The organism is Alkalibacillus haloalkaliphilus (assembly GCF_007991275.1).
In the GTDB taxonomy this organism is placed as follows: domain Bacteria; phylum Bacillota; class Bacilli; order Bacillales; family Alkalibacillaceae; genus Alkalibacillus; species Alkalibacillus haloalkaliphilus.
In genome coordinates this window covers 1-24,975 of sequence record NZ_BJYA01000016.1, presented here as the reverse complement: position 1 = coordinate 24,975, position 24,975 = coordinate 1, and the positions used below count along the sequence as shown (strand labels likewise).

The following is a 24,975-nucleotide window of genomic DNA, read 5'->3' as shown; positions in this document are numbered from 1 at the left end:
CTGAAAATTTAAACTATCGAAAGATGAGGTGACACGATGATACGAACAGGTTTTCCACAAAAACAAGGATTATATGATCCAAAGTTTGAAAGTGATGCATGTGGAATAGGTTTTGTCGCACAGATGGATGGTGTTTCGACTCATCAAATGATTGAAGATGCGATTACGATATTAATTCGGTTAGATCATAGAGGTGGTCGCGGTGCTGATGGTCACACAGGTGACGGTGCTGGACTCATGTTAGAAATACCTGATGAACTTTTTCGTCGTACGTGGAATGAGGTGTTACCAGAGCGGGGCGAGTATGCTGTTGGAATGGTATTTTTACCTCAAGACGAAGTAAGACGTGAGAAGGCACAAACACTATTTAATGAAGCAGTAGAGCGCGAAGGTCATCGTGTCATCGGTTGGCGTGATGTTCCGGTTGATGAAAGTGTTATTTCTGATGCTGCAAAAGGGAACATGCCTTTCATCTCGCAAATTTTTATTAAAAAATCCGAGTCAGTAAAGTTAGAGGAGAAGTTTACTCGTGATCTTTACTTGATTCGTAGAATAGTAGAGAAAAAAGTAGAATTAGATGAACAATTAAAAGAAGGGCCGTTTTACGTGGCGAGTCTTTCTCCAAATATAATCGTTTATAAAGGCATGCTTGCAGCCGAGCAACTTGACCAATTTTATTTAGATTTAGCTGACCCGAGTGCGAAGACGAACTTCGGTATGGTCCACTCGCGTTACAGTACAAATACATTCCCATCGTGGGAGCGTGCACACCCGAACCGTATGCTCATGCATAACGGTGAGATTAATACGATTACAGGTAACGTCAATTGGATGAAAGCTAGAGAAACAGCGGCGAAATCACACGTTTACGGTGAGCGTCACAAAGACCTTTTACCCGTAATTGATGAGACGTCAAGTGACTCAGGGATGCTTGACCAAGCGTATGAGTATTTAGTGATGAATGGACGTACGTTGTCGGAAACAGCGATGATGATGGTTCCAGAAGCTTGGGATTTAAATGAACAAATGAGTGACCCTGAGCGTGCATGTTTTGAGTATTTAAGCTGTATTATGGAGCCTTGGGATGGACCGACAGCGATAGCTTATACAGATGGTAAACGAATCGGTGCATCGATCGACCGTAACGGTTTAAGGCCGGCTCGTTATTACATTACGGATGACCGTCGGATTATTTATTCATCTGAAGTCGGTGTATTAGATGTGGAGCCTGACAGCGTTGTTGAAAAAGGACGTCTAGGCCCTGGTGATATGCTATTAATCGATTTAGAAGATAATGAGATTTATTATAACGATGATATTAAGCGAGAAATTGCAACGAAGTACCCTTATCGTGATTGGTTAAACAATTCACTAGTCCAATTAAGTGGGCTGCCGATGGATCCATATAACGAGAACATTTCCGATGAAAAGTTGCTTCAGTTCCAAATGGCTAATGGCTTTACGAAAGAAGAAGTGATGAAAAACATTTTGCCAATGGTTGAAGAGCAACGCGATCCGATTGGCTCGATGGGTAATGATACGCCGCTTGCGGTACTATCTGAGCAACCGCAACTATTGTTTAATTACTTTAAACAGCTGTTTGCCCAAGTAACGAACCCGCCAATTGATGCAATCCGAGAAAAGTTAGTGACGTCAACTACGTCTTACTTAGGGCCAAAACCGAATGTGTTAGACGATGGACCTGAGCATTGTAAGAGGATCCGTCTGTACACACCGATTTTGAAAAAGGCTGAGTTTGATGCGGTTGTTCACAATTCGCGCAGTGATTTCCGTTTTGAAAAAGTATCCACTTGTTATGATGTGAAAAACGGTGCTAAAGGACTTGAACCAGCATTAGATCAACTGTTTAAACGTGTCGAAAGAGCGATTAACCAAGGTGTTTCGTTAGTCATTTTAACGGACAAAAAGCAGTCAGAAGACAAAATAGCCATTCCGTCACTACTTGCTGTTAGTGGCTTGCACCATTATTTAGTAGAAAAAGGTTTGCGCACGAAAGCGAGTTTAATCGTTGAAACAGCAGAAGCACGTGATGTCCATCAGTTCTCAACGTTAATCGGCTTTGGTGCTGATATGATTTATCCGTATTTAGCTTATCGTTCGATTGATAAGTTAATTGATGATGAATATATTACTGATTTCAAGCGTGAAGAAGCATTTGACCGTTATCGTGATGCGGCGACTTCTGGAATCGTTAAAGTCATGTCTAAGATGGGTATTGCGACGATTCAAAGTTATCGTGGGGCACAAATTTTCGAAGCGATTGGTTTAAGTGAAGATGTAATGAAAAAGTACTTTAGAGGTACAGCTTCTAAACTTGGTGGAATTGACTTAGAGACGATTGCTGAAGAAAGTTTAGAACGTCATCGTCAAGCATATCCACTGACGAAAGGAACACTTCCTTCTGGTGGCGATATGCAATGGCGCAGTGATGGTGAACACCATTCCTTTAATCCGAAAACGATCCACACATTGCAACATGCAGCTCGAATGAACGATCGTAATAAATATGATCAGTTTACTGATTTAGTCGCTAACGAAAAAGTGACGTATTTACGTGACTTATTAGACGTTGATGTTGTAGGTAAAGACCCGATTCCGTTAGAAGAAGTTGAATCGGTGGAATCGATATGGAAAAGGTTTAAAACAGGTGCCATGTCATATGGTGCATTAAGTCAAGAAGCACACGAAATTTTAGCAATTGCGATGAACCGTATTGGCGGTAAAAGTAATAGTGGTGAAGGCGGAGAAGACCCTGATCGCTTTACGCCAGATGAAAATGGTGACCATCGTCGCAGTGCGATTAAGCAAATTGCCTCTGGTCGTTTCGGCGTTACGAGTCATTATTTATCTAATGCTGAAGAGCTACAAATTAAAATGGCGCAAGGTGCTAAGCCAGGTGAAGGTGGTCACTTACCAGGTAAGAAAGTCCACCCGTGGATTGCGGATGTTCGTAAATCAACACCAGGTGTAGGCTTAATTTCACCACCACCACACCATGATATTTACTCAATCGAAGACTTAGCACAGCTTATTTATGATTTGAAAAAGTCGAATACAAATGCACGCGTTAACGTGAAACTCGTATCAAAAGCGGGTGTCGGAACAATTGCTGCTGGTGTCGCTAAAGGTAAAGCTGACGTTATTTTAATTAGCGGTTATGAAGGTGGAACAGGTGCTTCACCAAAAACGAGTATTCGCCACGCAGGATTGCCGTGGGAGTTAGGTTTAGCAGAAGCACACCAAACATTAGTGTTAAACGACTTACGTGAAAGAGTTAGATTAGAAACTGACGGTAAATTAATGACAGGTAAAGACGTTGTGAAAGCAGCATTATTAGGAGCTGAAGAGTATGGATTTTCTACAGCACCAATGGTCGTATTAGGCTGTATTTTAATGCGTGCTTGTCATTTAGATACGTGTCCGGTCGGAATTGCGACACAAGATCCAGACTTACGTAAAAAGTTTACCGGCCAAGCAGACCATGTTGTCAATTACATGCGATTTATCGCTGAAGAAGTCCGTGAAATTATGGCTCAGTTAGGTATTCGCTCATTAGATGAAATGATTGGACGTACTGACTTATTAAAAGTTCACCGTCGTAAACAAAGTCATCATAAAGCTAAACAGTTAGACTTAGAGCCATTAATGCAATATTCAAATGATGAATGGTTAAAACGTGAGCGTCCTCACATTAACCGTTACGATGAAGTGCACATCGACCAAACTGAAATTTTACCGAACGTTCAAGCAAGCTTAGATGAGAAAAAGCCAACGACGTTACACTTGCCGATCGGGAATACCGACAGAACGGTAGGTACTGAATTAGGCCATGAAGTAACAAAGCGTTACGGTGAAGAAGGATTGCCTGAAAATACAATTAACCTACACTTTACTGGTTCTGCGGGTCAAAGTTTCGGCGCCTTTTTACCGAGAGGAATTACGATGCACGTTACGGGTGATGCGAACGATTACGTCGGTAAAGGTCTTTCAGGTGGTAAATTGGCGATTAAGCCACACAATCCACCATCCGTTCACCGTATGGCAGAAACAATTATCGGTAACGTAACATTTTTCGGTGCAACGAGTGGTGAAGCTTACGTTAATGGTGCTGCTGGTGAGCGTTTTGCTGTTAGAAATAGTGGAGTTAGAGTTGTTGTCGAAGGTGTCGGTGATAACGGTTGTGAATATATGACAGGTGGCCGTGTTGTTATTTTAGGTGAGATTGGTAAAAACTTTGCAGCTGGTATGTCAGGTGGTATTGCATATATCTGGAACCAAGATTTAGAAGCTGTTAAAGAAAAATCAAACCACGACATGGTACTGTTCGAATCAATTGAAGAGTCAGAAGAACTTAATGAAGTGAAACAAATGTTAGTCAATCATGTTGAATACACAGGTAGTAAACGGGCTAAACATTTGCTTAACAACTGGAGTGAAGCGGCTAATCAATTAGTTAAAGTCATCCCGATCGAATATAAAGAAAAGCTCCTTAAAGAAAAAGAAGATAAACAGACTAGCAAAGTCGTTCAATAACCGTTAAGGAGGTGCGCAAATGGGATATTTAAGAGGTTTTATGGAATTTTCCCGAAAAGACCAAGAAACAAGAGACCCAATTGAAAGAATTAAAGATTGGGAAGAATATACGATTCGTTTAGATGATAAAGATTTAAAACAACAAGCCGCACGTTGTATGGATTGTGGTACGCCATTTTGTCATACAGGGATTAATTTTGATCAATCAGATATCGGTTGCCCTGTTAACAACTTTATTCCTGAGTGGAATGAGTTAGTAAGTGAAGGTGACTGGAAGCACGCGCTTGAACGATTAGAAGAAACGAACAACTTCCCTGAGTTTACAGGGCGTGTTTGCCCAGCACCTTGTGAAGGATCTTGTACGCTTGCGATTAACGATGACCCTGTCGCAATTAAGACAATTGAAAATGAAATTATCGAGCGCGGTTTCGATGAAGGTTGGGTTGAAGCAAACCCTCCTCAACATCGAACAGGTCAACATGTCGCCGTAATTGGCTCTGGTCCGGCTGGTTTAGCAGCAGCGGATCAGCTGAATCAACAAGGCCATTATGTCACCGTTTATGAACGTGACGATCGTCCTGGTGGCTTGTTAATGTACGGTATTCCTAATATGAAGTTAGAAAAGGATACAATTGATCGTCGTGTCAACTTGCTAAAAGAAGAAGGTATTATGTTTGAGTGTAATACTGAAGTTGGAAAAGATATTACACGTGAAGAGTTGAAGCAGCAGTATGACGCCGTTATTTTATGTACTGGCGCACAAGAACACCGTGATGTCCCTGCTGAAAATCGTGATAGTAAAGGGATTCATTTTGCGATGGATTATTTAACAGAGTCAACGAAAGCTTTAAAAACTGACCCTGATCAAGCTCCAATTCACGCACGTGGTAAAAATGTCATCGTCATCGGTGGCGGTGACACAGGAGCAGACTGTGTTGCAACGGCTCTAAGGCAGGAGTGTAACAGAGTCGTACAATTCGGTAAACACCCAGCGAGCCCTGAAGATCGTGAGGAAGATAACCCGTGGCCGTTATTCCCAATGACTTTTAAATTAGATTACGGCTACAAAGAGTCTTTAGAAGCAAATGAAGAAGACCCGCGTAAATACGAAATTTTAACTCAAGCGTTTGAATCAGATGCAGACGGTAACGTGAAGTCTCTACGTACTGTCCGTGTAGAAAAAGTGATGGAAGACGGCAAACTTGTGACGAAAGAAATTCCTAATTCAGAAGAAATTTGGGAAGCTGATCTCGTACTTGTCGCCATCGGTTTTACAGGTCCAGAGCGTGAAGTGTTAGAACACTTTGGCCTTGAGTTAGATGAAAGAGGTCGCATTTGGACTGTTGATGGAACGAAAGACTACAGTACGAGTGAAGCGGGCGTCTTTGCGGCCGGAGATGCTAGACGTGGTCAAAGCCTAGTCGTCTGGGCGATTCGCGAAGGTCGTGAAGTAGCAGAGCAAGTCGGTCAATTTTTACAAACGGAAGAAACAGTCGATCTCGTGTAAACATAAGAAGTTGGTGCTAATTAAGGCATCAACTTCTTTTTCTATTAAATGAAGAATGTTTGAAAATCTTTTACTAGGTAGACTTTTTATGTACAGTTGGTATTTTTTTGCGAAAATGCGTACAATGGAATGTACTAGAAAGTCGTCATGAAGGAGGATTTTTATTAATGGTTGACCAACAGATTGGTTTTATCGGCTGTGGCAAGATGGCTCAAGCGATTATTAACGGGATGATTCAATACGGCAACATTAATCCGGCACAAATCCATGCCTCTGCTGTAACCGAAGAAACGATTGATTACGTGAGAGAGAAATTTGAAATCGACATTGCAAGTGACAATAAACGAATCGCCAGTGAGAGTGACTTGTTGTTTCTAGCTGTTAAACCACACGTGTACCCTAACGTAATTGAAGAGATCCGCAAACATGTTAATGAAAACACGATTATTATTACAATTGCGATCGGCGTACGGTTAAAAGATATTGAATTGGCTTTCGGTAAGGAAACGAAAATTATACGCTCGATGCCGAATACACCATCAATGGTCGGAGAGGGAATGACAGTTTATTGCGCTAATGAGCATGTGACAGATGAAGACATTCAACTAGTTGAGCAGTTATTTTCACTGTACGGCGAGGTTGATCAAGTTAGTGAAAAGTTAATGGATGCAATTCCAGCTGTTAGCGGCTCCTCACCAGCATACGGTTATCTGTTTATTGAAGCATTAGCAGATGGCGCAGTTAAACAAGGCATTCCACGCGAACAAGCTTATGAGTATGCATCCCAAGCATTGCTAGGCGCAGCCAAAATGGTAAGAGACACTGACTATCATCCAGGCGAACTAAAAGACCAAGTGTGTACACCAGGAGGTGCGACGATCAAAGCCGTCGATGCCTTAGAACAAAACGGCTTCCGCGGCGCCATCATTCAAGCAATGGACAAATGTTCAGGAAAATAGTATATTTTTAAATGAATGGCTTGCTGAGGCAAGCCATTTTTTTAAGAAATCCCCGCGCAAGGAGGCCCTCCCTCATGATTGTAAAAGACATTTCATTCACGCCGTACTATCTGAAGTTGTTAGGCTTAGCCAACCGCCTCGACCCTTATCACAAAAAATACGAACAAGTGCGAGACCGAATCCGTCGCGAACAATCTGGCTACATAGGCGAAAAGAGAGTACTATATCCGCTGAAAAAATTGGATTTCCCGAATTTTGTCCTTCACAACACAAGACTTCAAACCGCTTTCTCCAACAAACACTTTCAAATGGACTTTTTACTAGTGACGTCAAATTTCATTTTGATCATCGAGTCAAAAAATATGAGCGGAGAAGTCATGATGAAAGAAGGATCCCACCAAATTTTTCACCACAACCAAACGTACGACGACCCACTCAACCAAGTAGAAGAACAAAAATTTCAACTCGTTAACTGGCTTGAACAAAGATCTTACGGAAAGGTTCCAATCGAAACCGTCGTCGTCATGACTAGCCCAAACGTCCGCATGAACATCCACCCGTCGCATGAAGAGCATGTCAAAAAAGTCATCCCAATCGCCAAACTACCAGCCTACATCCGCACCGTAAATGAACGGTATAACCAGCGAGTCTTATCAATTAATAACGCCCGCCAACTCGCTTACTACTTCAAACAGTGCCATGAAGATTACGATCCTGATATATTGGAGCGGTTTGGGGTAGCGTCTGAAGAACTAGTAAAAGGAACGTATTGCAATAAATGCGGATTGTTAACGATGAGAATGATAAGGAAGAGACTAGAATGTATAAAATGTGGATTGCGAGATCAAGGTGCAGCAATTCATTCATTAAAAGATTATTACTTACTTCGAGGTAATGAAATAACTAACAGCGAGTTTTCCGATTTCTCAGGGATTGAATCACGACATACAGTAAGGAATATTTTGCAAGATGCAGGTCTTCAAAAGGTCGGAAGTCGTCGGCACACCAAGTATTTATTAAACTATGATTACGAAAAAGACTTTGATTATTTGAAATAGCTCATAGAATCGTGGAAATGGCTCATAGAATTGATGAAATAGCTCATAGAATCGTGGAAATGGCTCATAGGATTAAAAAAATAGCTCATAGAATCGTGGAAATGGCTCATAGGATTAAAAAAATAGCTCATAGACTTGGGGAAATGGCTCATAGGATCGAAAAAATAGCTCATAGAATAAAAAGATCCCGCCGCGGCGGGATCTAACCAATCTATTTCATCACAGCAGTCAACATCATTCTAGCAATATTCCCTATCGCGCGTTCGTCGACGTTGAACATTGGGTGGTGGTGCGGATAATCAGCGCCAACTTCAGGGTTTCCGCCACCAAGTATAAAGTAGACGCCTGGGACTTCTTCTTGGAAATAGGCGAAGTCTTCGCTTCCCATGAGTGGTTCGGCTTCAACTGTATGATCCTCGCCGAAAACCTCAACGCCTAATTGTCTAATTCGCTCTGTTTCTAATGGATCATTATACATTGACGGGCAGTCGCGGACGTAGTCGATTTCATATCCTGCGCCTGCTGCTTCGCAAGTCATTTTCGTGATGTTGTGGAGTGCTTGTTCGATCATGTCGCGCGCTTCAGCACTGTAAGTCCGAACTGTTCCTTTCAATACTGCTTTTTCAGGAATGACATTATGGCCTTCGCCGCTATGGAATGACCCGACTGTTACAGCTGCTGAGTCCATTGGGCTTACGCGGCGGCTAACGATTTGTTGTAAGTTAGTGACGAGTTGGCTTCCTGTTACGAGCGCGTCAACTGTCATGTGCGGCATAGCACCGTGGCCACCTTTTCCGTGCACTTCAATTGTAAAATCATCTTGTGCTGACGAAATATAACCAGCGCGCACACCGAACTGCCCAACAGGTAAATTGGACATAACGTGAGCACTATAAATAACGTCAACACCGTCCAGGCAGCCGTCATCGATCATCGGCTTTGCTCCACCTGGGGTCATTTCCTCGCCAAACTGATGGACGAACACAATTGTACCAGGCACTTCATCTTTAAACTGAGATAAAACTTTCGCGGCACCTAACAACGCTGAGGTATGCACATCATGACCGCACGCATGCATCACACCGTCAACACGCGATTTATAGTCTACATCCTTTTCATCTTGAATTGGCAAAGCGTCAAAATCTGCACGCAGAGCAACTGTCCGACCAGGCTGACCTCCATGTAAAATGCCTAAAACGCCACGACCGCCAACACCCGTTCGAACTTCTAACCCTAACTTTTCGAGATAGGCAGCGATTTTTCTCGGTGTTTCAACTTCTTCGTGTGACACTTCAGGATACATATGTAAATCTCTTCTAAACTCGACTAACTCAGCTTCGAGCGACTGTAAATAACTAAAAAATTTCTCCACTCTCAACACTCCCCACACGTTTTATGACATTATAGCACCAAAATCCCTAATAAAAAACTGTTGCAAGTGTACTATTGTGTGTAGTACACTTAATACAGATAAGAAAGAGGTGATTGTTTGCATATACTGTTAAACCCAACGAGCAACAAGCCGATCTACGAACAAATCATCCAACAAGTTAAAGAGCGGATCTTGCAAGGTGTTGTTGTAGCAGGGGATAAAGTGCCGTCAGTTCGAGAGTTGTCTGCGCAGTTAACGGTGAACCCAAACACAGTTAGCAAAGCGTACAAAGAGCTAGAACGTGAAGGGATCTTTGTCACTTTCCGAGGAAAAGGGACGTTCATTAATGAGGATGTTCATGAGCTTGTACAAGAAAAGGAAGTGGAACATTTGAAAGAGCAAGCTGAAAAATTAGTCCAGTCAGCCAAACAAGCTGGCGTTTCAAAAGAAGAAATGAAGCAATGGATCGATGAAATATTTCAAAAAGGTGGTGGGGATCATGATTGAAGTCAGAAACGTCACAAAAACAATTCATAAAACTGAAGTCCTAAACGATGTTCAATTTAACGTAAGGCCAGGGACGATCACAGGTGTTGTTGGTCGAAATGGTGCGGGCAAGACGACGCTACTTAGAATGATTTCAGGCATTATAAAACCTGATCAAGGTGATATTTCTGTTGAAGGTGAGAATGTATTTCAACAACCTCGAGTTAAACAAGATATTGTTTTTGTTCCTGACTCAACAGATGCTTTAAAAACATATACGGTTAAAGAAATTGTGAAGTTTTATAAAGTCGTTTATCCAAATTTCGATGAAGAGTATTATTATTCTTTATTAGATCAATTCAAATTTAATAAATCGGGAAAAATTAAGAAGATGTCAAAAGGGCAAAAGGCATTATTTTCATTAATCTTAGCCTTTTCAACAAATGCAAAGTACATTTTACTTGATGAACCTACTGATGGTTTAGATGTCATTATCAAAAAAGAAATATTGCAGTTTATTGCCGAGCAAGTCGCTCATAAAGACGTCTCGATCATCATTTCATCACACCGTTTAGATGAGTTAGAAAAAATGGCGGATCATATTGTCGTTTTAAAAGATGGCTCAGTCGATTCAGAAGTCGAAATGGAAACGTTAAAAGAGCAGTATAAGAAAGTGCAAGTTGCTTACCAAGGTGAATTCCCTCAAGACGTATTACAAAACCTTGAAGTGTTAAGTCAGAATGGTCGTGTAGGCGTTGTGCTATTGGATTCTGACGATGAAGATGGCGAAGCAATTCTTCAAAACTATGACCCTATTTTATATGAAGAATTACCGTTATCGTTAGAAGATATTTTCGTTGCCAAATTAGGAGGTGACCTATATGTTTCATAAAGCGTTATGGAAGAAAGAATGGAAGCATAATTTCTTAGTATCACTAGGGCTGTTAGTTGCGTTTTTATTAGCTTATGTTGTATCTGCCTTTATGCGTTTTGATACTTGGCGTTTTTATCAAGAACATCAGCCTGATCACTGGGAACATGCAAAAGCCTTTGAAGTTAATAGTATTTTTGAACCTAACTTTTTTGGCATGATTGCGGTCGGTGTTGTTATTTTAATGGCAGGCTTCCTAATAGGTTTGGAGAAAAATACGAAGCGTCATGATTTTGCCATGGCTTTACCGTTTTCAAGAAGAGAGATGTTTTTAACGAAATATGCCATGGGGTTAGCGGTCGTATTAATCGGCTATAATTTATCATTTTGGCTAGCTTACTTTGCGATTTATCAGTCAGAGTTTAGTCAGTTGTTAGCTGAAGTAGATCTCACTAACTCGTATTGGTTGCCATTAGCTGCCTATTTTGTGATTTACTCATTTGCGATGTTTATCGGAACAATCTCTGGTGAAATAAAATCACAAATCGCGCTGACACTTATATTTTTAGTTTTCCCACAAGGCATTTTTGTTTTAGTTGGACAATTCTTTAATGTACATGGATTTGATTTCAGCGAGGTTGAATTAACAGGCTGGGTGTTTGAAGATCTATTTTGGTTTAATTATTTAAATAACTTCTTCTTCGATGAATTAAACATTTGGGTTCCAGTGATTGCTGGCTTAGTTTTCACAGTATTAGCGATCGTTATTTATGAAAAGTCGCCTTCTGAATATAGTGGAGAGTTTCTCATGTTCAGATCGTTACATCCATTATTTGCTTTTGGAATTCCGTTTTGTAGTGCTTTGTTAGGAGGATTAATGCTATCTTCAATGGCTCCTCATAACTCTTCAGATGCATTAAGCCTTATTCTATATTGGCTCGGTGCTCTAATCGCACTATTCTTCTCTTGGAAAATCACTAAAAAATTACTAAATAGGTAATCCCTATTTAAAAACTAGCGTTCGCGTTAAGGGCGCTAGTTTTTTTCGGTTAAAATTAGTCATTTCGTCCATTCTCGCGTATTTTTTCGACAAAAATCACCAAATTATTCTTATATGCTTTTATATGTTAGTTCATCGGATGTTCGTCAATTAATTTTAAAACGGGTATCCTTGACCCTATCTGTTTTACAAGGAGGAGTATGAATCATGGCCTGGTACATAGGTTATTTTTTCGTATATTTTGGTATTGTTTTTGGTTTTGGAATTTATTATTATTTTAAAGTTAAAGATTCCGATGACTATTTAATTGCAGGTTGGAATATGGGATTCTGGCCGATCGTCGGTACGATTATTAGTACGTTTTGTGGAGCTGCTGTCTTTATCGGTTGGGTCGGTATGGGATTCTCAGTTGGTATGTCAGGCTTTTTCGAGTTTGCATTGCCAGCTTATTTCTTCACATTAATTTTAGTCGTCTTTTTTGCTAAACAGTTAAGACGTCAGAAGCTTTATACGTTGGCGGATTTGTTTAGTGAACGTTTTGGGGGAAGGCTTGGTATTTTTCCTTCAATCTTGTCAGCGTTCATTTATGCTGTGCCAACCTTAGCGCTACAAATTGTCGGTATGTCGACAGTGTTTAATATCGCGTTTAATATGGAACCACAAACGGGAATCTTAGTCGCATTTGCGCTTATTTTAGGTTTTACTATTTTAGGTGGTTTACCAGCGACGATTATTACAGACGCACTACAGTCAATTGTTCTTACAATTGGAATAGTCGTCTTATTTGTCGCAAGTTTGAATTATAGCGGTGGCATAGGAGAAGTACTTGAAAACACGCCTGCTCATTATTTAACGCCGTTTGGTGAACAAGGTGGATTAGCTGTATTAATCTTCGCCTTGTCTGTCGGTCCGTTCTATTTAATTTGGCAGTCGACGTGGCAACGTATTTTTGCTGCTCGTACAGAAGAAGTGGCGAAAAAAGCTGGTCTTACTGCGATTGCAATAGGTACGGCAATTTCGATTTTACCGTATGCGATCGGTGTGATGGCTCGTCAATACGTTCCGAGTGATATTGACCCTGACTTAATCTTTTCTTACGTAACAGTTGAGTTACTTCCGCCATTTATCGGTGGTTTAGTGTTAGTCGGTTTATTATCAGCCTTAATGACAGGTGCGAACTCGTTTATTTTGCAAGGTAGTTCAAACTTAACGCAAGATCTATATGCACGTATGATTAACCCGCACGCAGACAATCGAAAAATGATGTTCGTCTCTCGTTTAACAGTCATCATTATTTCAGTTTTAGGTCTGATCATCGCATTCCAAGTACAAGATATTGTCACGTTGTATCAGTGGGCGTTAAGATTGTCAGCTGTTACACTAGTATTACCGTTCTTAGCAATCATGTTCTGGAGAGGTGTAACGACAGCAGGTGCGCTATCATCCATGATGATTGCAGGTGCTGTAACGATTATTTGGCCTTATTTCAAAGAAGAAATAATCGCATGGTTTTCTAATATGACAGCGGACATGTTAGCGGCTGATACGATTGAAGTTATTACAGCCTTTTTCGATGAAACGATTGTCGGGTTCTTAACATCGTTTATCGTCTTAATTGTAGTCAGCTTACTAACGAAACACTCAAAAGCTGAGAACGTGAAAGCTGTATATAAAGAAGATTTTAATACGAGAACGTAGTCAGAAAGGTGATTTCATGACCTATGATTTAATCATTTACAACGGTGACATTATTACGCTTGAAGAAGAGCTGATCGATGTTCAAGCCGTTGGGGTAGAAGACGGTACGATTACGAAAATTTGGACAGGTGATTTTGACTCAGAGGAAGTAACGGCGAAAGAGTGGTATAACCTTGAGGGAAAAACGCTCATTCCCGGCTTTATTGACACGCATAATCACATTTTAATGTATTCAAAAATGAAAAGTCAGGTCTATTGTGGCCCGCCTGAAAGTAATAGTGTCGATCGTTTGTTAAATAAGCTAGGAAAAGAAGCGAAAAATCAAGATAAAGCAAAGTGGATTATTGGGTACGGATATGATGACACGATGCTTGAAGAACAGCGTCATATTACACGAGAAGAGCTTGATCGTGTTGCACCTAATCATCCAGTCTTCATTCGTCACATCTCTGGTCATTTAGCTGTTGTGAACTCAAAAGCACTTGAATTAAGTGACATTAGTGATGAGGTCGAGGACCCTTCTGGTGGTCACTACGGGCGTCATGAAGATGGTACGTTAGACGGCGTGTTGTATGAGATACCTGTGTTAGAAAAAGTGATGCGCCATTTAGATCAACTAACGAGCGATGAATTGACTCGCCTAATGATCGAAGCATCTGAAGATTATATTAAAGAAGGCATTACGACGAATACAGATGCAGCAGTTGGGCTTGATGGAGGCTTTTCAGAGTACGAAGAGCACATTCGCGCAGTCACGCACACTGATTTTAAGCTGAAGATGCGTTATATGGTAATGGACGATGTGTTAAATGAAAAGCCTTTTGCCGACATGACAGCTGATGAAGTAGACTCTTATATTAGTTTTCAGTCAAATGGTCAAGCGCGCCTTGATAGTGCGAAGTTTTTCCAAGACGGTTCGATTCAAGGCTATACGGGTGCACTTCGAGATGGCTATCATTTGCACCCTGAACATAATGGAGCGCTTATTCATAAACAAGAAACGTTAAATGAAATGTTCCAAAACGCTCATGATCGCGGGTTTAGAATTGCATGTCATGGTAATGGTGATTTGGCAATCGACTCGATTATTCAAGCGTTGACGAATGCTTTAGAGAGGTTTCCTCGTGAAGGTCATTTACATCGTATTGAGCATCTTCAGACGGTGAGAGAAGAGGACTTAAAGCGGATGGCCGAATATGATATCGCCACGTCTTTATTTATAAACCATGTGTATTATTGGGGCGATCGTCACCGCGATATCTTTTTAGGCCCAGAGCGCGCAGAAAAACTTGATCCGCTAAACAGTGTCAGAGAGCATGGACTGTTGTATACACTACATTCAGACAATCCAATAACTGCGATCTCGCCGCTATTTTCAATTTGGGCAGCGGTTAATCGCGTGACTCGTGATGGCCATGTATTAGGTGAAAGTGAAAAAATTGACACGTACGAAGCGTTGAAAACGATGACTTTATATGGTGCACGACTAAACGATACAAAGGAGACGAATGGTTCAATTCAAGTTGGAAAAGAAGCGGATTTCGCAGTACTTGATCGCAATCCATTAACGATTGATCCGATGACTATAAAAGATATAAATGTTGTGCAGACGTTTATTGATGGAAAGCCATGTATTGTTGAGAAGTAGGAAATAAATCGCTGGGTGAAGCCCAGCGATTTATTTATCAGCGCTCAGGCAAGTTTATCAGCGCTCAGGCAAGTTTATCAGCGCTCAGGCAAGTTTATCAGCGCTCAACACAAAAATCAGAGCTCACATAAAAAAGCGAACGTCATTCGACGTTCGCTTCATTTACTCGAAGGCATCTTTATTCCTTAATTTAATAATTCGATAAATGTGACTGACGATTACTTTCGCTACTGCGTAGGTTGGTACCGCAATGATCATGGCTAAAATACCACCGAATCGAGCTGCGAACAGTAAGAGGAATATAATGGTGATTGGGTGTATTTGCAATTTTTTACCCATGACTTGTGGTGCGATCAAGTTACTCTCTAATTGTTGGATAATAACAACAATAATGATTACGAGCAATGCTTGGAATGGTGATTCTAACAAACCGACGATAACGCCAGGAATTGTCCCGATCCACGGTCCGATAAACGGAATGAAGTTCGTGAACAAAGCAACGACTGCTAATATTAACGCAAATTGTAAATCGATAATCGTGTAACCGATAAAAACAAGCACACCGACAAAACAGCTCACGATGATTTGACCTTGAATGTATGAGCTAAGTGCATCATCCATCTCATCTAAAATACCTCCAACATCATCTTGGTAACGTTTCGGTAAGAATCCAAGAATACGCTTTGGTAGGCGCTCGCCATCTTTTAATAAGTAAAACAAAATAAAAGGTACGACGATAATTGAGATTAAAATGTTCGCCACAACACCGAGATAGTGTGTGATCTGTGATGCGATTGTTGAAAGAATGTTATCTATGTTTTGTTGCAACCCTTCAAAAAACTCAGTAATCGCATCTTCCTCTGGTGATATGCGGGAAAACCATTCACTCGCTTGAATACTTAATAACATTTGATTAGCGTCTTCTATTAAATCCGGCAATGTATTAACTAAATTGTTAAATTGTCGTTGTAATTCTGGTGCGATGACCATGACTAAACCAGTAATAATACCAAGTCCTGCCACGAAAACTAACAAAACAGATAACGGCCTTGGTATGTATTTTGAAGAAAAGTCCACAAAAGGACGGGTTAAGTAGTATAAAATTCCAGCGATAATAATAGGTATAAATAAGGTTTGAAAAAGCACAAAAATGGGCTGAAAAATAAAACTAACTTGTGTCGCTAGAAAAATAATTAAGAAAAAAATAATGATCCCGTAACCAACTCTAAACCATTTTCCATCTGGCATTGAATCTCACCAACTCTCTTTGGTTTCTCTCTCCATTTGTTACTATTCTAATATAGCGGAAAAAAATGTGAAACTATTATCTATTATTATATCTAATTTTGGAGGTTTATATAAGTTATACAGTAAATTAAAATGTGTTTTTCTTTAATTTTTTTAGGTTTTCGTGCATAATTATAATAAACAGAATATTCAAACTTTCAAATTCTGGGGTGGTGGCCATGCAATCTGTAAAAATGTTAAAACCTTATTACGTGAAGAAAGATGAGCGGTTTGTTCGTATTATATTAGCTTTCCAATACTTTTCAGTTGTTATGGATGAACAGCTATATCATTTCATTCCGTTAGAAGCAAGAGAAATTGTGATTGACCGTTACAATCGTGAAATTGTTAATAAACAGGACCAGTTTGTGTTTCAAAAAGGGGTTAACTATATTAAGTTGCCACTCTATAAACTGATGAAGTTTGAATCGTTCGAAGAGCAGTTAAACAATATAACAGATGAATACTTTGATGAGCAGCCTCGTGTGACACAAGCCGAAGTTGATTTAGTTGTATCACATTTAGTAGAGCAAAATATTTATCGCCTAATTGATCGATCATTAGTTCTAGGGGATAAGGATCAGTTTTTAGAGTTGACTAGTTATTTATATTCAAGTGAATAATATGAGAAAAATAACTAAACGGGGTGGCGAAGAGCCACCCCGTTTAATTATTCCGTTACCTTACTTGCAGCTAAAAACTCTCTAATTTCGTCTTTACTAATTCCGGCCTCTCTTGCTTCTTTCATTAGCTGAACCCACTCGTTGTCAAGCCCCTTGATTAAACGAACTTCCATAGCCAATGTACGCATCCTCATTCCCCCAAATAGATGAGGTAGCTTTGCAATCATAGGTTCCCCCTTAGACCAACAGCTTTGCGTCCCTTTCTTTCAAAAGGTTTGCCTTTTTCTACACCGAAATTATTATTCTAATTATAATATTATAGTTTTTTTCAAAGATTTAATAGCCCCTTTTCATCCAAAAATTTCTACAAAATAATAGGTTGTTTTTAAATTTTATAGGTAAATGAACCTAAAATTGTCAGAAAGCTTCACTTTCTTCTAACCAACTATTGACCTCTTTGAAAATAGAATTTTTAATACTATCTTTTCTCGCTTCGTACTCTTCTTTAAATTCGTCAATTGTTTGTTTAGGAATTAAGTGATCATCAGCTGCAGATTCCATTTCCGCTATAAGCGTTTCAAACTGTTGGTCAGCTTTTTCTTCTATTTCATTTGCTTCGCGTTCATACTTCAATAGATTAAACCCTTGAGTTAAAACACTTTGACCTGACCCAACCTCATCTAAAACATCGTCTTTTAACGATTCAATGTCACTTAAGATCGATTGTTCTAATTCATCAAATTGCTCTTCATATTGCGCAACTAAATCAGTTTCTTCCATATGAATGACTTGGTTGGCGTAGGAGACTTCCAAGTAATCTTCTTCAATAATTTGAGCATATGTATGTTCATCCACTTCATCTTCATTTTGTTCTTCATTAAATGGTGTGTTCGAGAAGTCCAAGTAATGAAAAGAAAAGTGGTAAACGGCATAAGCAGTAATAAAGGTCATAACTAAAAACATTTTGCGCATCGTAGACGACCTACCTTTCTGCAAGCATTGTTGCCCAAATTTTAGTTTTTTATACCGAGAAAATTAGACATTTTTAGCTAATTTTCTCGGTATACTGTTTCCTTGCAAACCCCGTCGGTTGTTATGGATAAATCCTAGCAAATACTCTTATTTATTATTAAAAATACTATTTTCAAATGCAATTTTAGTGTGGGATAATAAGTGTCGAAGTTTTAAAAATATTCAATAAAGGAGTTTTCTGTGTGAGTGGTAAGAATTTAACAAGGAAGAAATTAGACAAAACACTCAAACCACATTGGGTATGGGCGATCGCACTTGGTTCGTCTATAGGTTGGGCTTCTTTCGTTATGCCGGACACTTGGATGGGTCAATCTGGTCCGTTAGGTGTTATTTTAGGTTTAACGATTGGTGCATTGCTCATGATTATTATTGCCATTAGCTATGGTGTACTAATTCGTAATTATCCAGTGTCAGGCGGAGAGTTCGCCTACGCTTTTCTTGGTTTAAGTCGATTACATGCGTATATTAGTGGGTGGTTTTTAACGCTTGGTTACATATGTATTGTCGCACTTAATGCAACTGCGTTCTCATTAATGCTTAAATTTATTTTCCCGAATTTTATCGAACAAGTAAAAGTTTATGAAATAGCAGGTTGGGAAGTTTATTTAACTGAAATTATTATCGCATCTGTATTAATTGGTATTTTTACTCTATTAAACATTAGAGGAACAACGATCTCAGGTCGATTGCAGTTTATTTTTGTTGCTATATTAATTGCAGGTGTTTTAACGATTACAATCGGAATGACATCAAGTGCAGAGACGTCGTTTAGTAATTTAACGCCGGTGTTTACACCAGAAATATCCGCACTTGCTGCCATATTAACTATTGTGGCGATCGCTCCGTTTGCTTACGTTGGTTTTGATAATGTACCGCAAGCAGCAGAGGAGTTTAAGTTTTCCTCTAAAAAAGCGTTAACCCTAATCGTACTGGCTATTACCTTTGCGGCTGCCATTTATTCATTAATGATCGTTGCAACAGGTGTCGCAATGCCGTGGCAACAACTTTCTGAAGCGAACCACGCTTGGGGAACTGGTGTTGTCGTACAAGAAGTATTAGGTACAGGCGGTTTAATTGTGTTAGCGACAGCATTAACGATGGGAATTTTCACTGGTTTGAATGGTTTCTTAATTTCATCAAGCCGTGTCCTATTTGCGATGTCGAGAGGTAAAGTGTTACCGAAAGCTTTCTCTAATTTACATTCAAAGTATAATACACCTTACTTTGCGATCATTTTTGCTGCTATTGTTGCTATTATTGCACCGTGGTTTGGCCGTGAAGTATTAGGTTGGATTGTCGATATGTCATCAGTTGGTGTATCAATTGCCTTTTTCTACACAACGTACACAGCTTATAAATTATTAAGATGGAATGATCAAGATCCTAAATTCGACCCAGAACTGCACATCGTATCACCTGGTAAAAAGGTCGTTACATTATTAGGTATGGTCGCAAGTTTATCTTTCTTAGTATTGTTGTTGTACCCAGCATCACCAGCTGCATTAGGAATTGAATCTCTAATTGCGTTATTAGTCTGGGTTGTAATTGGTGCCATTTTCTATATTGGTCGTCGTAAAGAGCTAATGAAGTACACAAGAGAAGAGTTAGCTTACTTAATCTTAGGAGAAGAGAAGTTTAAGTTAAATAAAGACGAAGATAAATAATGATTATTAATTTATAATAATTCTAAAAAATTGTTTAAAGTTTTGTTTATTTACCATCTTGTTGTTCGTTATTTGAATTTATTTTTCAATGTCGAAAGGATTGTAAATGGTATATAACTATAATAAAATGTAATTAACCTCGATCATAAAGGTTGATTAGACGCTATCTTTTTTCTTGGCCACCTAATTCGTTTAGGTGGTCCTTTTTTTGTTCCAAGCACTTTGTTGCAATAAAAAAAGCTAGAGTATTAACCCTAGCTTTAAAGCCCTTGATCTTCATCATCTTCATTTTTCGCTTCAACATACTGGCTATCAATTTGTAAGTGCGATCGCAACTCCTTACTAATATCACTAATACTACGTTCATCTAAATCAAAATAATAAATATCATTAGCCCACAAGTCATTACCTTCTAGTTGGTGTTGTTCTATTTCAAGTCCATCGTTACCTGTTACGTATTCGTGTAAACTAACAAGCTGGTCAAATGATATATTCGTTGTCATTCGGTCACCAATTGATTGAATTAACGAATTGTAACGAGTAATCGAGGAGAACGATAACGTTTGATCGATAATTGACTCAAGTATTTCCATTTGACGGTTACCGCGTTCAAGGTCATTGTCATGTTGCCTCGTTCTTGCCATCGCAAGCGCTTCTTCGCCGTTTAACGTTTGTTCACCAGGTTGAATGACGACAGTTCCTTGATCTGTGCTATCTGTTTCTTCTAAATAGTAAGGGACATCGAAGTCTACTCCGCCTAAAGCATCAACCGTATCGACAAAAGCCATAAAGTCTAACCTAACATAATAATCAACTGGAACATCTAATAAGTCTTCAACTACTGAGACCGTTTCATCAAGGCCGCCGAATCCATGGGTGTGATTAATTTTATCCTTTGAATATTGATAACTTACATCGACATATGAATCACGTGGAATACTAACCATATTGACTGATAGATCATCTTTGTTAAATGTAGCTAGAACAAGTGCGTCTGCTAAGCTTGATGTACCTTGTCTTGTATCACTATCATCGACACCGACGAACAAAATAGAAATATTGTCTTCACTCGGGTCAACTTCTTCCTCACGTTGTTCAGAGTGTTCACCTCGTTCAAGGTCTTGATATGATTCTGTTACCGCTTTTTCAGCTTCTTGATAAAGGTTGAAAAAGTAATAGGTAACACCACCAGCTGCTAATAGGAAAGTCACCAGTGTTCCAATTAATAACTTTTTCTTAAAACTCATTTCGGATTCCCCTTTTATATTTGAATATCACGCTCAATATATTTTTCCTCACCATCACGCATTTCGACTTGATCACTTGTAAAATCAATAATCCAGCCCTTGAACGAATCGACATCTGATACTGGAACTAAGACGTGGAAAGATACTCGCTCAGTATAATCGATGTTTTCAATTAACTGCTTATGGTTTCTTAGTTCATTTTCAAGCTTCCCTAACATGCCATAGTCAGCAGTAATAATAACTTCTCTCATTAAAGAGCGTTTAACAGCACCAATTTGGCGAATTGCTTCTGAAGTTGAATTAGAATAAGCGCGTATTAAACCACCTGCACCAAGCTTAATTCCTCCAAAATAACGAGTGACGACAACCGTTGTGTCTTTTAAGTCCATTTGTTTTAACACTTCAAGCATTGGCACACCAGCTGTACCACTTGGCTCACCGTCATCTTGTGCTTTTTGGATTAAATTTTGTTCACCGATCATATAGGCAGAACAATTGTGTGTTGCACTAGCGTGTTCTTTTTTGATTTTTTGTATAAATGCTTGCGCTTCTTCTTCAGTTTCGGTACGTTTGATATGACCGATAAATCGTGATTTTTGTATATTGATTTCATGTTTTCCTTCATTTTTTACAGTTAAGTAATTTTCTAACATAATGATATCCTCCTAAACTATCATTATATAGAAACTAAATATGTTGGGCAATTATATAGACGAATTTTATACCCATTTAGTTACAGGGAAATGAAAAAAAGGACAAAATAAATCAAAACCCCCAAAAGTTTTTGCATAAAAGACGAACAATATAGTAATAATGGTGGAGGAATCTCTATGTCAAAAGTTTTAGAACAAGACCAAGCCTTAAATCGAATCATCGAAGAAATGGTCAAAGTCGTTTCAAATAGTAAAGAAGAAATATTTGACCTAGGTGAAAATGCCCGTAAAGAACAACAAGAGCTTGCTAAAGAAGTTCTGCAAATTCGTAAAGACGTTAGCAAAATGATTGACGAAAATGACCAACTGGAGCGAAGGTTGAAGTTAGCTCGTCAACGGTTAACTGAAGTTAGTCGAAACTTCAGTAAGTATTCTGAAGAGCAAGTCCAGAAAGCTTACAATGATACACACGAATTACAGACAAAATTAGTTGTCCAGCGCCAACAAGAAGTTGGACTTATTAAGCGACGAGACGAATTAGAACATCGTATTAGAGGTTTAGATGAAAATATTGAGAGAACAGAGAACCTCATTGGTAAAGTTAATGTCGTGTTAAATTACTTAGTGAACGATTTCCAAAATGTAAATGAAGCGATCTCTTCAGCGAAAGAAAAATATGAATTCGGCCTACAAATTATTGATGCTCAAGAGGAAGAGCGCCGAAAGCTGTCACGTGAAATACACGATGGCCCAGCGCAAATGTTAGCTAATGTTATGATTCGCTCAGATATTGTGCAGAAGACGATTCGTGAGCGTGGTGTTGACGAAGCGTTGAAAGAGATGAAAGACGTTAAGGAAATGGTTCGTGGGGCTTTGTATGAAGTAAGAAGAATTATCTATGACTTAAGACCAATGGCGTTAGATGATTTAGGTCTAGTTCCGACATTGAGAAAATATTTATCTACAATTGAAGAATATCACAACATAAAAGTTGAATTTAAACCAAACAAAGACGGAGATCGTTACTCACAAAAATTTGAAGCTGCTGCTTTCCGGTTAGTGCAAGAAGGTGTTCAAAATGCAATTAAGCATGCCAATACGAGCTTAATTCAAGTACGCTTTGAACAGGCGTATAATAAGTTGAACATCCATATTGTTGATTATGGGAAAGGGTTCAATGTCGATGAGAAAAAAGAAGATTCCTTTGGCTTAACAGGAATGCGCGAGCGTGTAGAAATGTTAAATGGTCAAATGGACATTAAGTCTACAGAGGGTAAAGGGACTAAAGTTTCGATTTCATTGCCAATTATGTATTAGTAATTCAGTTTTATTTATAAATTTGCATGAAATAGTACCTAGATGACCATATTTGTAGTATAATTATATTAATATTTTACGGGGGATCAAGAGCGGCTTGAGTAACGATTAGGATTGAAGGAGGAGTATCATGTCAACAAATATCGTTCTTATAGACGATCATAAACTTTTCCGCGAAGGAATTAAACGCATCTTAGAATTTGAAGAAAGTTTTAATGTCGTTGCTGAAGCTAGCGATGGGTCAGAAGCTTTGGCTGTCATTGAGGATAATCAACCAGACGTCGTTATTATGGATATTAACATGCCGGATGTTAATGGAGTAGAGGCTACTAAACAATTAATCGAACAACACGGTGACCTTAAAGTCATTATTCTATCAATCCATGATGATGAATCTTACGTTACACACGCTCTTAAATCAGGTGCACTAGGATATATGCTAAAAGAGATGGACACAGAAGAACTAGTGAATGCCATCAAAGTCGTCAGCAAAGGTGGATCATACATCCATCCAAAAGTGACGCACCGATTAATCAATGAATATCGCCGACTATCAAATGTTGGTGGCGAAAGCCAAGATGCAGCATTTGAGTATATCGAATATCGAAAGCCCCTTCATCTACTTACTCGCCGCGAATGCGAAGTTTTACAACTGATGACAGATGGGCGCAGCAATAGAGGGATTTCAGAAGATCTTTATATTAGTGAAAAAACGGTGAAAAACCACGTCTCTAACATTCTTCAAAAAATGAATGTAAACGACAGAACACAAGCCGTTGTTACAGCAATTAAAAATGGCTGGGTACTTGTAAGGTAGAAAGTCACCACTCACGAATTGTGAGTGGTGATTTTTTCTTTTAAAATTATCGATGCAAAAAGGTACACGTTATTGTAAAATATGGATTAGGGAGGTCGATGGTATGAAAACAGCTGTTTTAACTGATAGCACGGCATACATACCTCAAGAACAATTAGATCATTGGAATATATATATGGTGCCGCTCAGTGTCACATTTGGTGATGAAAGTTATCGTGAATTAGTTGATATAACAACTAAAGAGTTTTATGAAAAAGTAAGAACTGAAAAAGATTTACCGAAAACAAGCCAGCCGTCAGTAGGTGACTTCACAACGAAATTTGAAGAGATCGCAAACGACTATGATGCCGTCGTCTCAATTCACTTATCAAGTGGAATTAGTGGGACATACCAAGCGGCTGTTTCAGCAGGCAATATGGTTGAAGGATTAGAAGTTCATCCATTTGATTCTGAAATTAGTTGTATGGCACAAGGCTTTTACGTACTAGAAGCGGCTCAAATGGCACAAGACGGTGCAACACCTGATGAAATTTTAAATCGTCTTAAAGAAATGAAACAAGACATGAGCGCATACTTCATGGTAGACGACTTAAGCCACCTAGCACGTGGTGGTCGCTTAACAGGTGCACAAGCAATGGTCGGAAGCTTATTACAAGTGAAACCATTACTTCACTTTGAAGACACAAAAATCGTCCCATTCGAAAAAATCCGTACAAGCAAAAAAGCTTACAAACGTATGGAAAACTTACTAAGCGAAGCAGCACAAGAAGCCGAGCAAATGAAAGCAGTCATCATCCACGCCGAGCGAGAAGAAATCGCTATGAAGTGGAAGGACGAGCTATCAGAAAAATATCCAAACGTAGAATTTGTTATCAGCTACTTTGGACCAGTAATCGGCACACACCTCGGTGAAGGCGGCATCGGTTTAGGTTGGTATAAAGTAAAATAGTTTATAAAGGTGCGCAGATGAGACAAGCTCATCTGCGTTTTTTTGTGTAGGTGCGAGAAGAGCGTTTTGGTGCGAGCGCCAAATTAATAGGGTCGAGCGCCAAATAAATAACATGAACGCCAAATTATGATGCGCGAACGCCAAATAAATATCATGAGCGCCAAATTATGATGTGCGAGCGCCAAATAAATAACATGAACGCCAAATTATGATGTGCGAACGCCAAATAAATA

The 24,975-nt window shown here is 39.3% G+C and carries 20 protein-coding genes and 1 riboswitch; of the genes, 14 read left to right on the top strand and 6 right to left on the bottom strand.

Translation table 11 applies throughout. The annotated features are described in order from the left end of the window. Window positions 1-36: 36 nt before the first annotated feature. The 4 genes from gltB to AHA02nite_RS11705 all read left to right on the top strand — a co-directional run bounded on the left by gltB (window position 37) and on the right by AHA02nite_RS11705 (window position 8,078). Window positions 37-4,554: a glutamate synthase large subunit gene (gene gltB, locus AHA02nite_RS11720; RefSeq protein WP_146817511.1), complete on the top strand. Its 4,518-nt coding sequence runs from the start codon at window positions 37-39 to the stop codon at window positions 4,552-4,554. Between the two features lie 19 nt (window positions 4,555-4,573). Then, the gene (locus AHA02nite_RS11715; protein WP_146817510.1) at window positions 4,574-6,061 is read left to right on the top strand and encodes a glutamate synthase subunit beta; all 1,488 of its coding nucleotides are present in this window, start codon (window positions 4,574-4,576) and stop codon (window positions 6,059-6,061) included. 167 nt (window positions 6,062-6,228) lie between these two features. Beyond that, a complete protein-coding gene (gene proC / locus AHA02nite_RS11710) occupies window positions 6,229-7,020 on the top strand; it encodes a pyrroline-5-carboxylate reductase (protein ID WP_146817543.1) in 792 nt (263 codons plus the stop codon). Window positions 7,021-7,094: 74 nt separating this feature from the next. Next, window positions 7,095-8,078: a nuclease-related domain-containing protein gene (locus AHA02nite_RS11705; protein WP_170236089.1), complete on the top strand. Its 984-nt coding sequence runs from the start codon at window positions 7,095-7,097 to the stop codon at window positions 8,076-8,078. A gap of 211 nt (window positions 8,079-8,289) precedes the next feature. Here the strand turns inward: AHA02nite_RS11705 and AHA02nite_RS11700 are convergent, their stop codons facing one another. Continuing rightward, window positions 8,290-9,450 carry a M20 metallopeptidase family protein gene (locus tag AHA02nite_RS11700; protein ID WP_146817506.1) on the bottom strand — a complete coding sequence of 387 codons (1,161 nt, stop codon included), beginning with the start codon at window positions 9,448-9,450 and terminating at the stop codon, window positions 8,290-8,292. Window positions 9,451-9,567: 117 nt separating this feature from the next. Here AHA02nite_RS11700 and AHA02nite_RS11695 point away from each other — a divergent pair, with 117 nt between their 5' ends. The 5 genes from AHA02nite_RS11695 to AHA02nite_RS11675 all read left to right on the top strand — a co-directional run bounded on the left by AHA02nite_RS11695 (window position 9,568) and on the right by AHA02nite_RS11675 (window position 15,153). After that, the gene (locus tag AHA02nite_RS11695; RefSeq protein WP_146817504.1) at window positions 9,568-9,957 is read left to right on the top strand and encodes a GntR family transcriptional regulator; all 390 of its coding nucleotides are present in this window, start codon (window positions 9,568-9,570) and stop codon (window positions 9,955-9,957) included. Further along, window positions 9,950-10,828 (top strand): ABC transporter ATP-binding protein, encoded by an 879-nt coding sequence (locus AHA02nite_RS11690; RefSeq protein ID WP_146817502.1) that lies wholly within the window; start codon window positions 9,950-9,952, stop codon window positions 10,826-10,828. The genes AHA02nite_RS11695 and AHA02nite_RS11690 overlap by 8 nt, the downstream gene beginning before the upstream one ends. Further along, complete coding sequence (locus AHA02nite_RS11685; RefSeq protein WP_146817500.1) at window positions 10,818-11,807, top strand: ABC-2 transporter permease; 990 nt, start codon at window positions 10,818-10,820, stop codon at window positions 11,805-11,807. Before AHA02nite_RS11690 ends, AHA02nite_RS11685 begins: the two co-directional genes overlap by 11 nt. A 207-nt stretch (window positions 11,808-12,014) precedes the next feature. Beyond that, window positions 12,015-13,505 (top strand): sodium:solute symporter family protein, encoded by a 1,491-nt coding sequence (locus AHA02nite_RS11680; protein WP_146817498.1) that lies wholly within the window; start codon window positions 12,015-12,017, stop codon window positions 13,503-13,505. A 16-nt stretch (window positions 13,506-13,521) separates the two neighbouring features. Next, window positions 13,522-15,153, top strand: coding sequence for an amidohydrolase (locus AHA02nite_RS11675; protein ID WP_146817496.1), 1,632 nt, complete (start codon window positions 13,522-13,524; stop codon window positions 15,151-15,153). A gap of 162 nt (window positions 15,154-15,315) precedes the next feature. Here the strand turns inward: AHA02nite_RS11675 and AHA02nite_RS11670 are convergent, their stop codons facing one another. After that, complete coding sequence (locus AHA02nite_RS11670; RefSeq protein ID WP_146817494.1) at window positions 15,316-16,401, bottom strand: AI-2E family transporter; 1,086 nt, start codon at window positions 16,399-16,401, stop codon at window positions 15,316-15,318. Between the two features lie 218 nt (window positions 16,402-16,619). Here AHA02nite_RS11670 and AHA02nite_RS11665 point away from each other — a divergent pair, with 218 nt between their 5' ends. Further along, on the top strand, window positions 16,620-17,063 hold the full coding sequence (locus AHA02nite_RS11665) for an IDEAL domain-containing protein (RefSeq protein WP_146817492.1): 444 nt from the start codon (window positions 16,620-16,622) through the stop codon (window positions 17,061-17,063). Window positions 17,064-17,110: 47 nt separating this feature from the next. Here the strand turns inward: AHA02nite_RS11665 and AHA02nite_RS11660 are convergent, their stop codons facing one another. Together AHA02nite_RS11660 and AHA02nite_RS11655 are read right to left on the bottom strand one after the other, a co-directional pair. Next, complete coding sequence (locus AHA02nite_RS11660; protein WP_246118853.1) at window positions 17,111-17,290, bottom strand: anti-repressor SinI family protein; 180 nt, start codon at window positions 17,288-17,290, stop codon at window positions 17,111-17,113. Continuing rightward, window positions 17,271-17,353, bottom strand: a riboswitch (cyclic di-GMP riboswitch). (Overlaps the previous gene by 20 nt.) Window positions 17,354-17,480: 127 nt before the next feature. Further along, window positions 17,481-18,035, bottom strand: coding sequence for a hypothetical protein (locus AHA02nite_RS11655; protein WP_146817490.1), 555 nt, complete (start codon window positions 18,033-18,035; stop codon window positions 17,481-17,483). 242 nt (window positions 18,036-18,277) lie between these two features. On the opposite strand from AHA02nite_RS11655, the gene AHA02nite_RS11650 reads away from it, so the two are divergent. Next, a complete protein-coding gene (locus AHA02nite_RS11650; RefSeq protein WP_146817488.1) occupies window positions 18,278-19,759 on the top strand; it encodes an APC family permease in 1,482 nt (493 codons plus the stop codon). A gap of 260 nt (window positions 19,760-20,019) precedes the next feature. Here AHA02nite_RS11650 and AHA02nite_RS11645 read toward each other — a convergent pair whose 3' ends face one another. Both AHA02nite_RS11645 and AHA02nite_RS11640 read right to left on the bottom strand, forming a co-directional pair. Beyond that, on the bottom strand, window positions 20,020-21,006 hold the full coding sequence (locus tag AHA02nite_RS11645) for an LCP family protein (protein ID WP_146817486.1): 987 nt from the start codon (window positions 21,004-21,006) through the stop codon (window positions 20,020-20,022). 14 nt (window positions 21,007-21,020) lie between these two features. Beyond that, window positions 21,021-21,659 (bottom strand): YigZ family protein, encoded by a 639-nt coding sequence (locus AHA02nite_RS11640; protein ID WP_146817484.1) that lies wholly within the window; start codon window positions 21,657-21,659, stop codon window positions 21,021-21,023. Window positions 21,660-21,836: 177 nt separating this feature from the next. On the opposite strand from AHA02nite_RS11640, the gene AHA02nite_RS11635 reads away from it, so the two are divergent. The 3 genes from AHA02nite_RS11635 to AHA02nite_RS11625 all read left to right on the top strand — a co-directional run bounded on the left by AHA02nite_RS11635 (window position 21,837) and on the right by AHA02nite_RS11625 (window position 24,742). After that, entirely contained in the window at window positions 21,837-22,976 is a 1,140-nt protein-coding gene (locus tag AHA02nite_RS11635) for a sensor histidine kinase (protein WP_146817482.1), read from the top strand. A 130-nt stretch (window positions 22,977-23,106) separates the two neighbouring features. Further along, entirely contained in the window at window positions 23,107-23,793 is a 687-nt protein-coding gene (locus tag AHA02nite_RS11630; RefSeq protein WP_146817480.1) for a response regulator transcription factor, read from the top strand. Between the two features lie 103 nt (window positions 23,794-23,896). Continuing rightward, entirely contained in the window at window positions 23,897-24,742 is an 846-nt protein-coding gene (locus tag AHA02nite_RS11625; RefSeq protein ID WP_246118852.1) for a DegV family protein, read from the top strand. Window positions 24,743-24,975: the final 233 nt, after the last annotated feature.

Excerpts from the sequence above, each read along its gene's own strand:
- AHA02nite_RS11630 (WP_146817480.1), top strand. The coding sequence starts at position 23,107 with ATGTCAACAAATATCGTTCTTATAGACGATCATAAACTTTTCCGCGAA.
- AHA02nite_RS11670 (WP_146817494.1), bottom strand. The coding sequence starts at position 16,401 with ATGCCAGATGGAAAATGGTTTAGAGTTGGTTACGGGATCATTATTTTT.
- AHA02nite_RS11640 (WP_146817484.1), bottom strand. The coding sequence starts at position 21,659 with ATGTTAGAAAATTACTTAACTGTAAAAAATGAAGGAAAACATGAAATC.
- AHA02nite_RS11680 (WP_146817498.1), top strand. The coding sequence starts at position 12,015 with ATGGCCTGGTACATAGGTTATTTTTTCGTATATTTTGGTATTGTTTTT.
- gltB (WP_146817511.1), top strand. The coding sequence starts at position 37 with ATGATACGAACAGGTTTTCCACAAAAACAAGGATTATATGATCCAAAG.
- AHA02nite_RS11665 (WP_146817492.1), top strand. The coding sequence starts at position 16,620 with ATGCAATCTGTAAAAATGTTAAAACCTTATTACGTGAAGAAAGATGAG.
- AHA02nite_RS11690 (WP_146817502.1), top strand. The coding sequence starts at position 9,950 with ATGATTGAAGTCAGAAACGTCACAAAAACAATTCATAAAACTGAAGTC.
- AHA02nite_RS11685 (WP_146817500.1), top strand. The coding sequence starts at position 10,818 with ATGTTTCATAAAGCGTTATGGAAGAAAGAATGGAAGCATAATTTCTTA.
- AHA02nite_RS11660 (WP_246118853.1), bottom strand. The coding sequence starts at position 17,290 with ATGATTGCAAAGCTACCTCATCTATTTGGGGGAATGAGGATGCGTACA.
- AHA02nite_RS11645 (WP_146817486.1), bottom strand. The coding sequence starts at position 21,006 with ATGAGTTTTAAGAAAAAGTTATTAATTGGAACACTGGTGACTTTCCTA.
- AHA02nite_RS11715 (WP_146817510.1), top strand. The coding sequence starts at position 4,574 with ATGGGATATTTAAGAGGTTTTATGGAATTTTCCCGAAAAGACCAAGAA.
- AHA02nite_RS11635 (WP_146817482.1), top strand. The coding sequence starts at position 21,837 with ATGTCAAAAGTTTTAGAACAAGACCAAGCCTTAAATCGAATCATCGAA.
- proC (WP_146817543.1), top strand. The coding sequence starts at position 6,229 with ATGGTTGACCAACAGATTGGTTTTATCGGCTGTGGCAAGATGGCTCAA.
- AHA02nite_RS11655 (WP_146817490.1), bottom strand. The coding sequence starts at position 18,035 with ATGCGCAAAATGTTTTTAGTTATGACCTTTATTACTGCTTATGCCGTT.
- AHA02nite_RS11675 (WP_146817496.1), top strand. The coding sequence starts at position 13,522 with ATGACCTATGATTTAATCATTTACAACGGTGACATTATTACGCTTGAA.
- AHA02nite_RS11625 (WP_246118852.1), top strand. The coding sequence starts at position 23,897 with ATGAAAACAGCTGTTTTAACTGATAGCACGGCATACATACCTCAAGAA.
- AHA02nite_RS11705 (WP_170236089.1), top strand. The coding sequence starts at position 7,095 with ATGATTGTAAAAGACATTTCATTCACGCCGTACTATCTGAAGTTGTTA.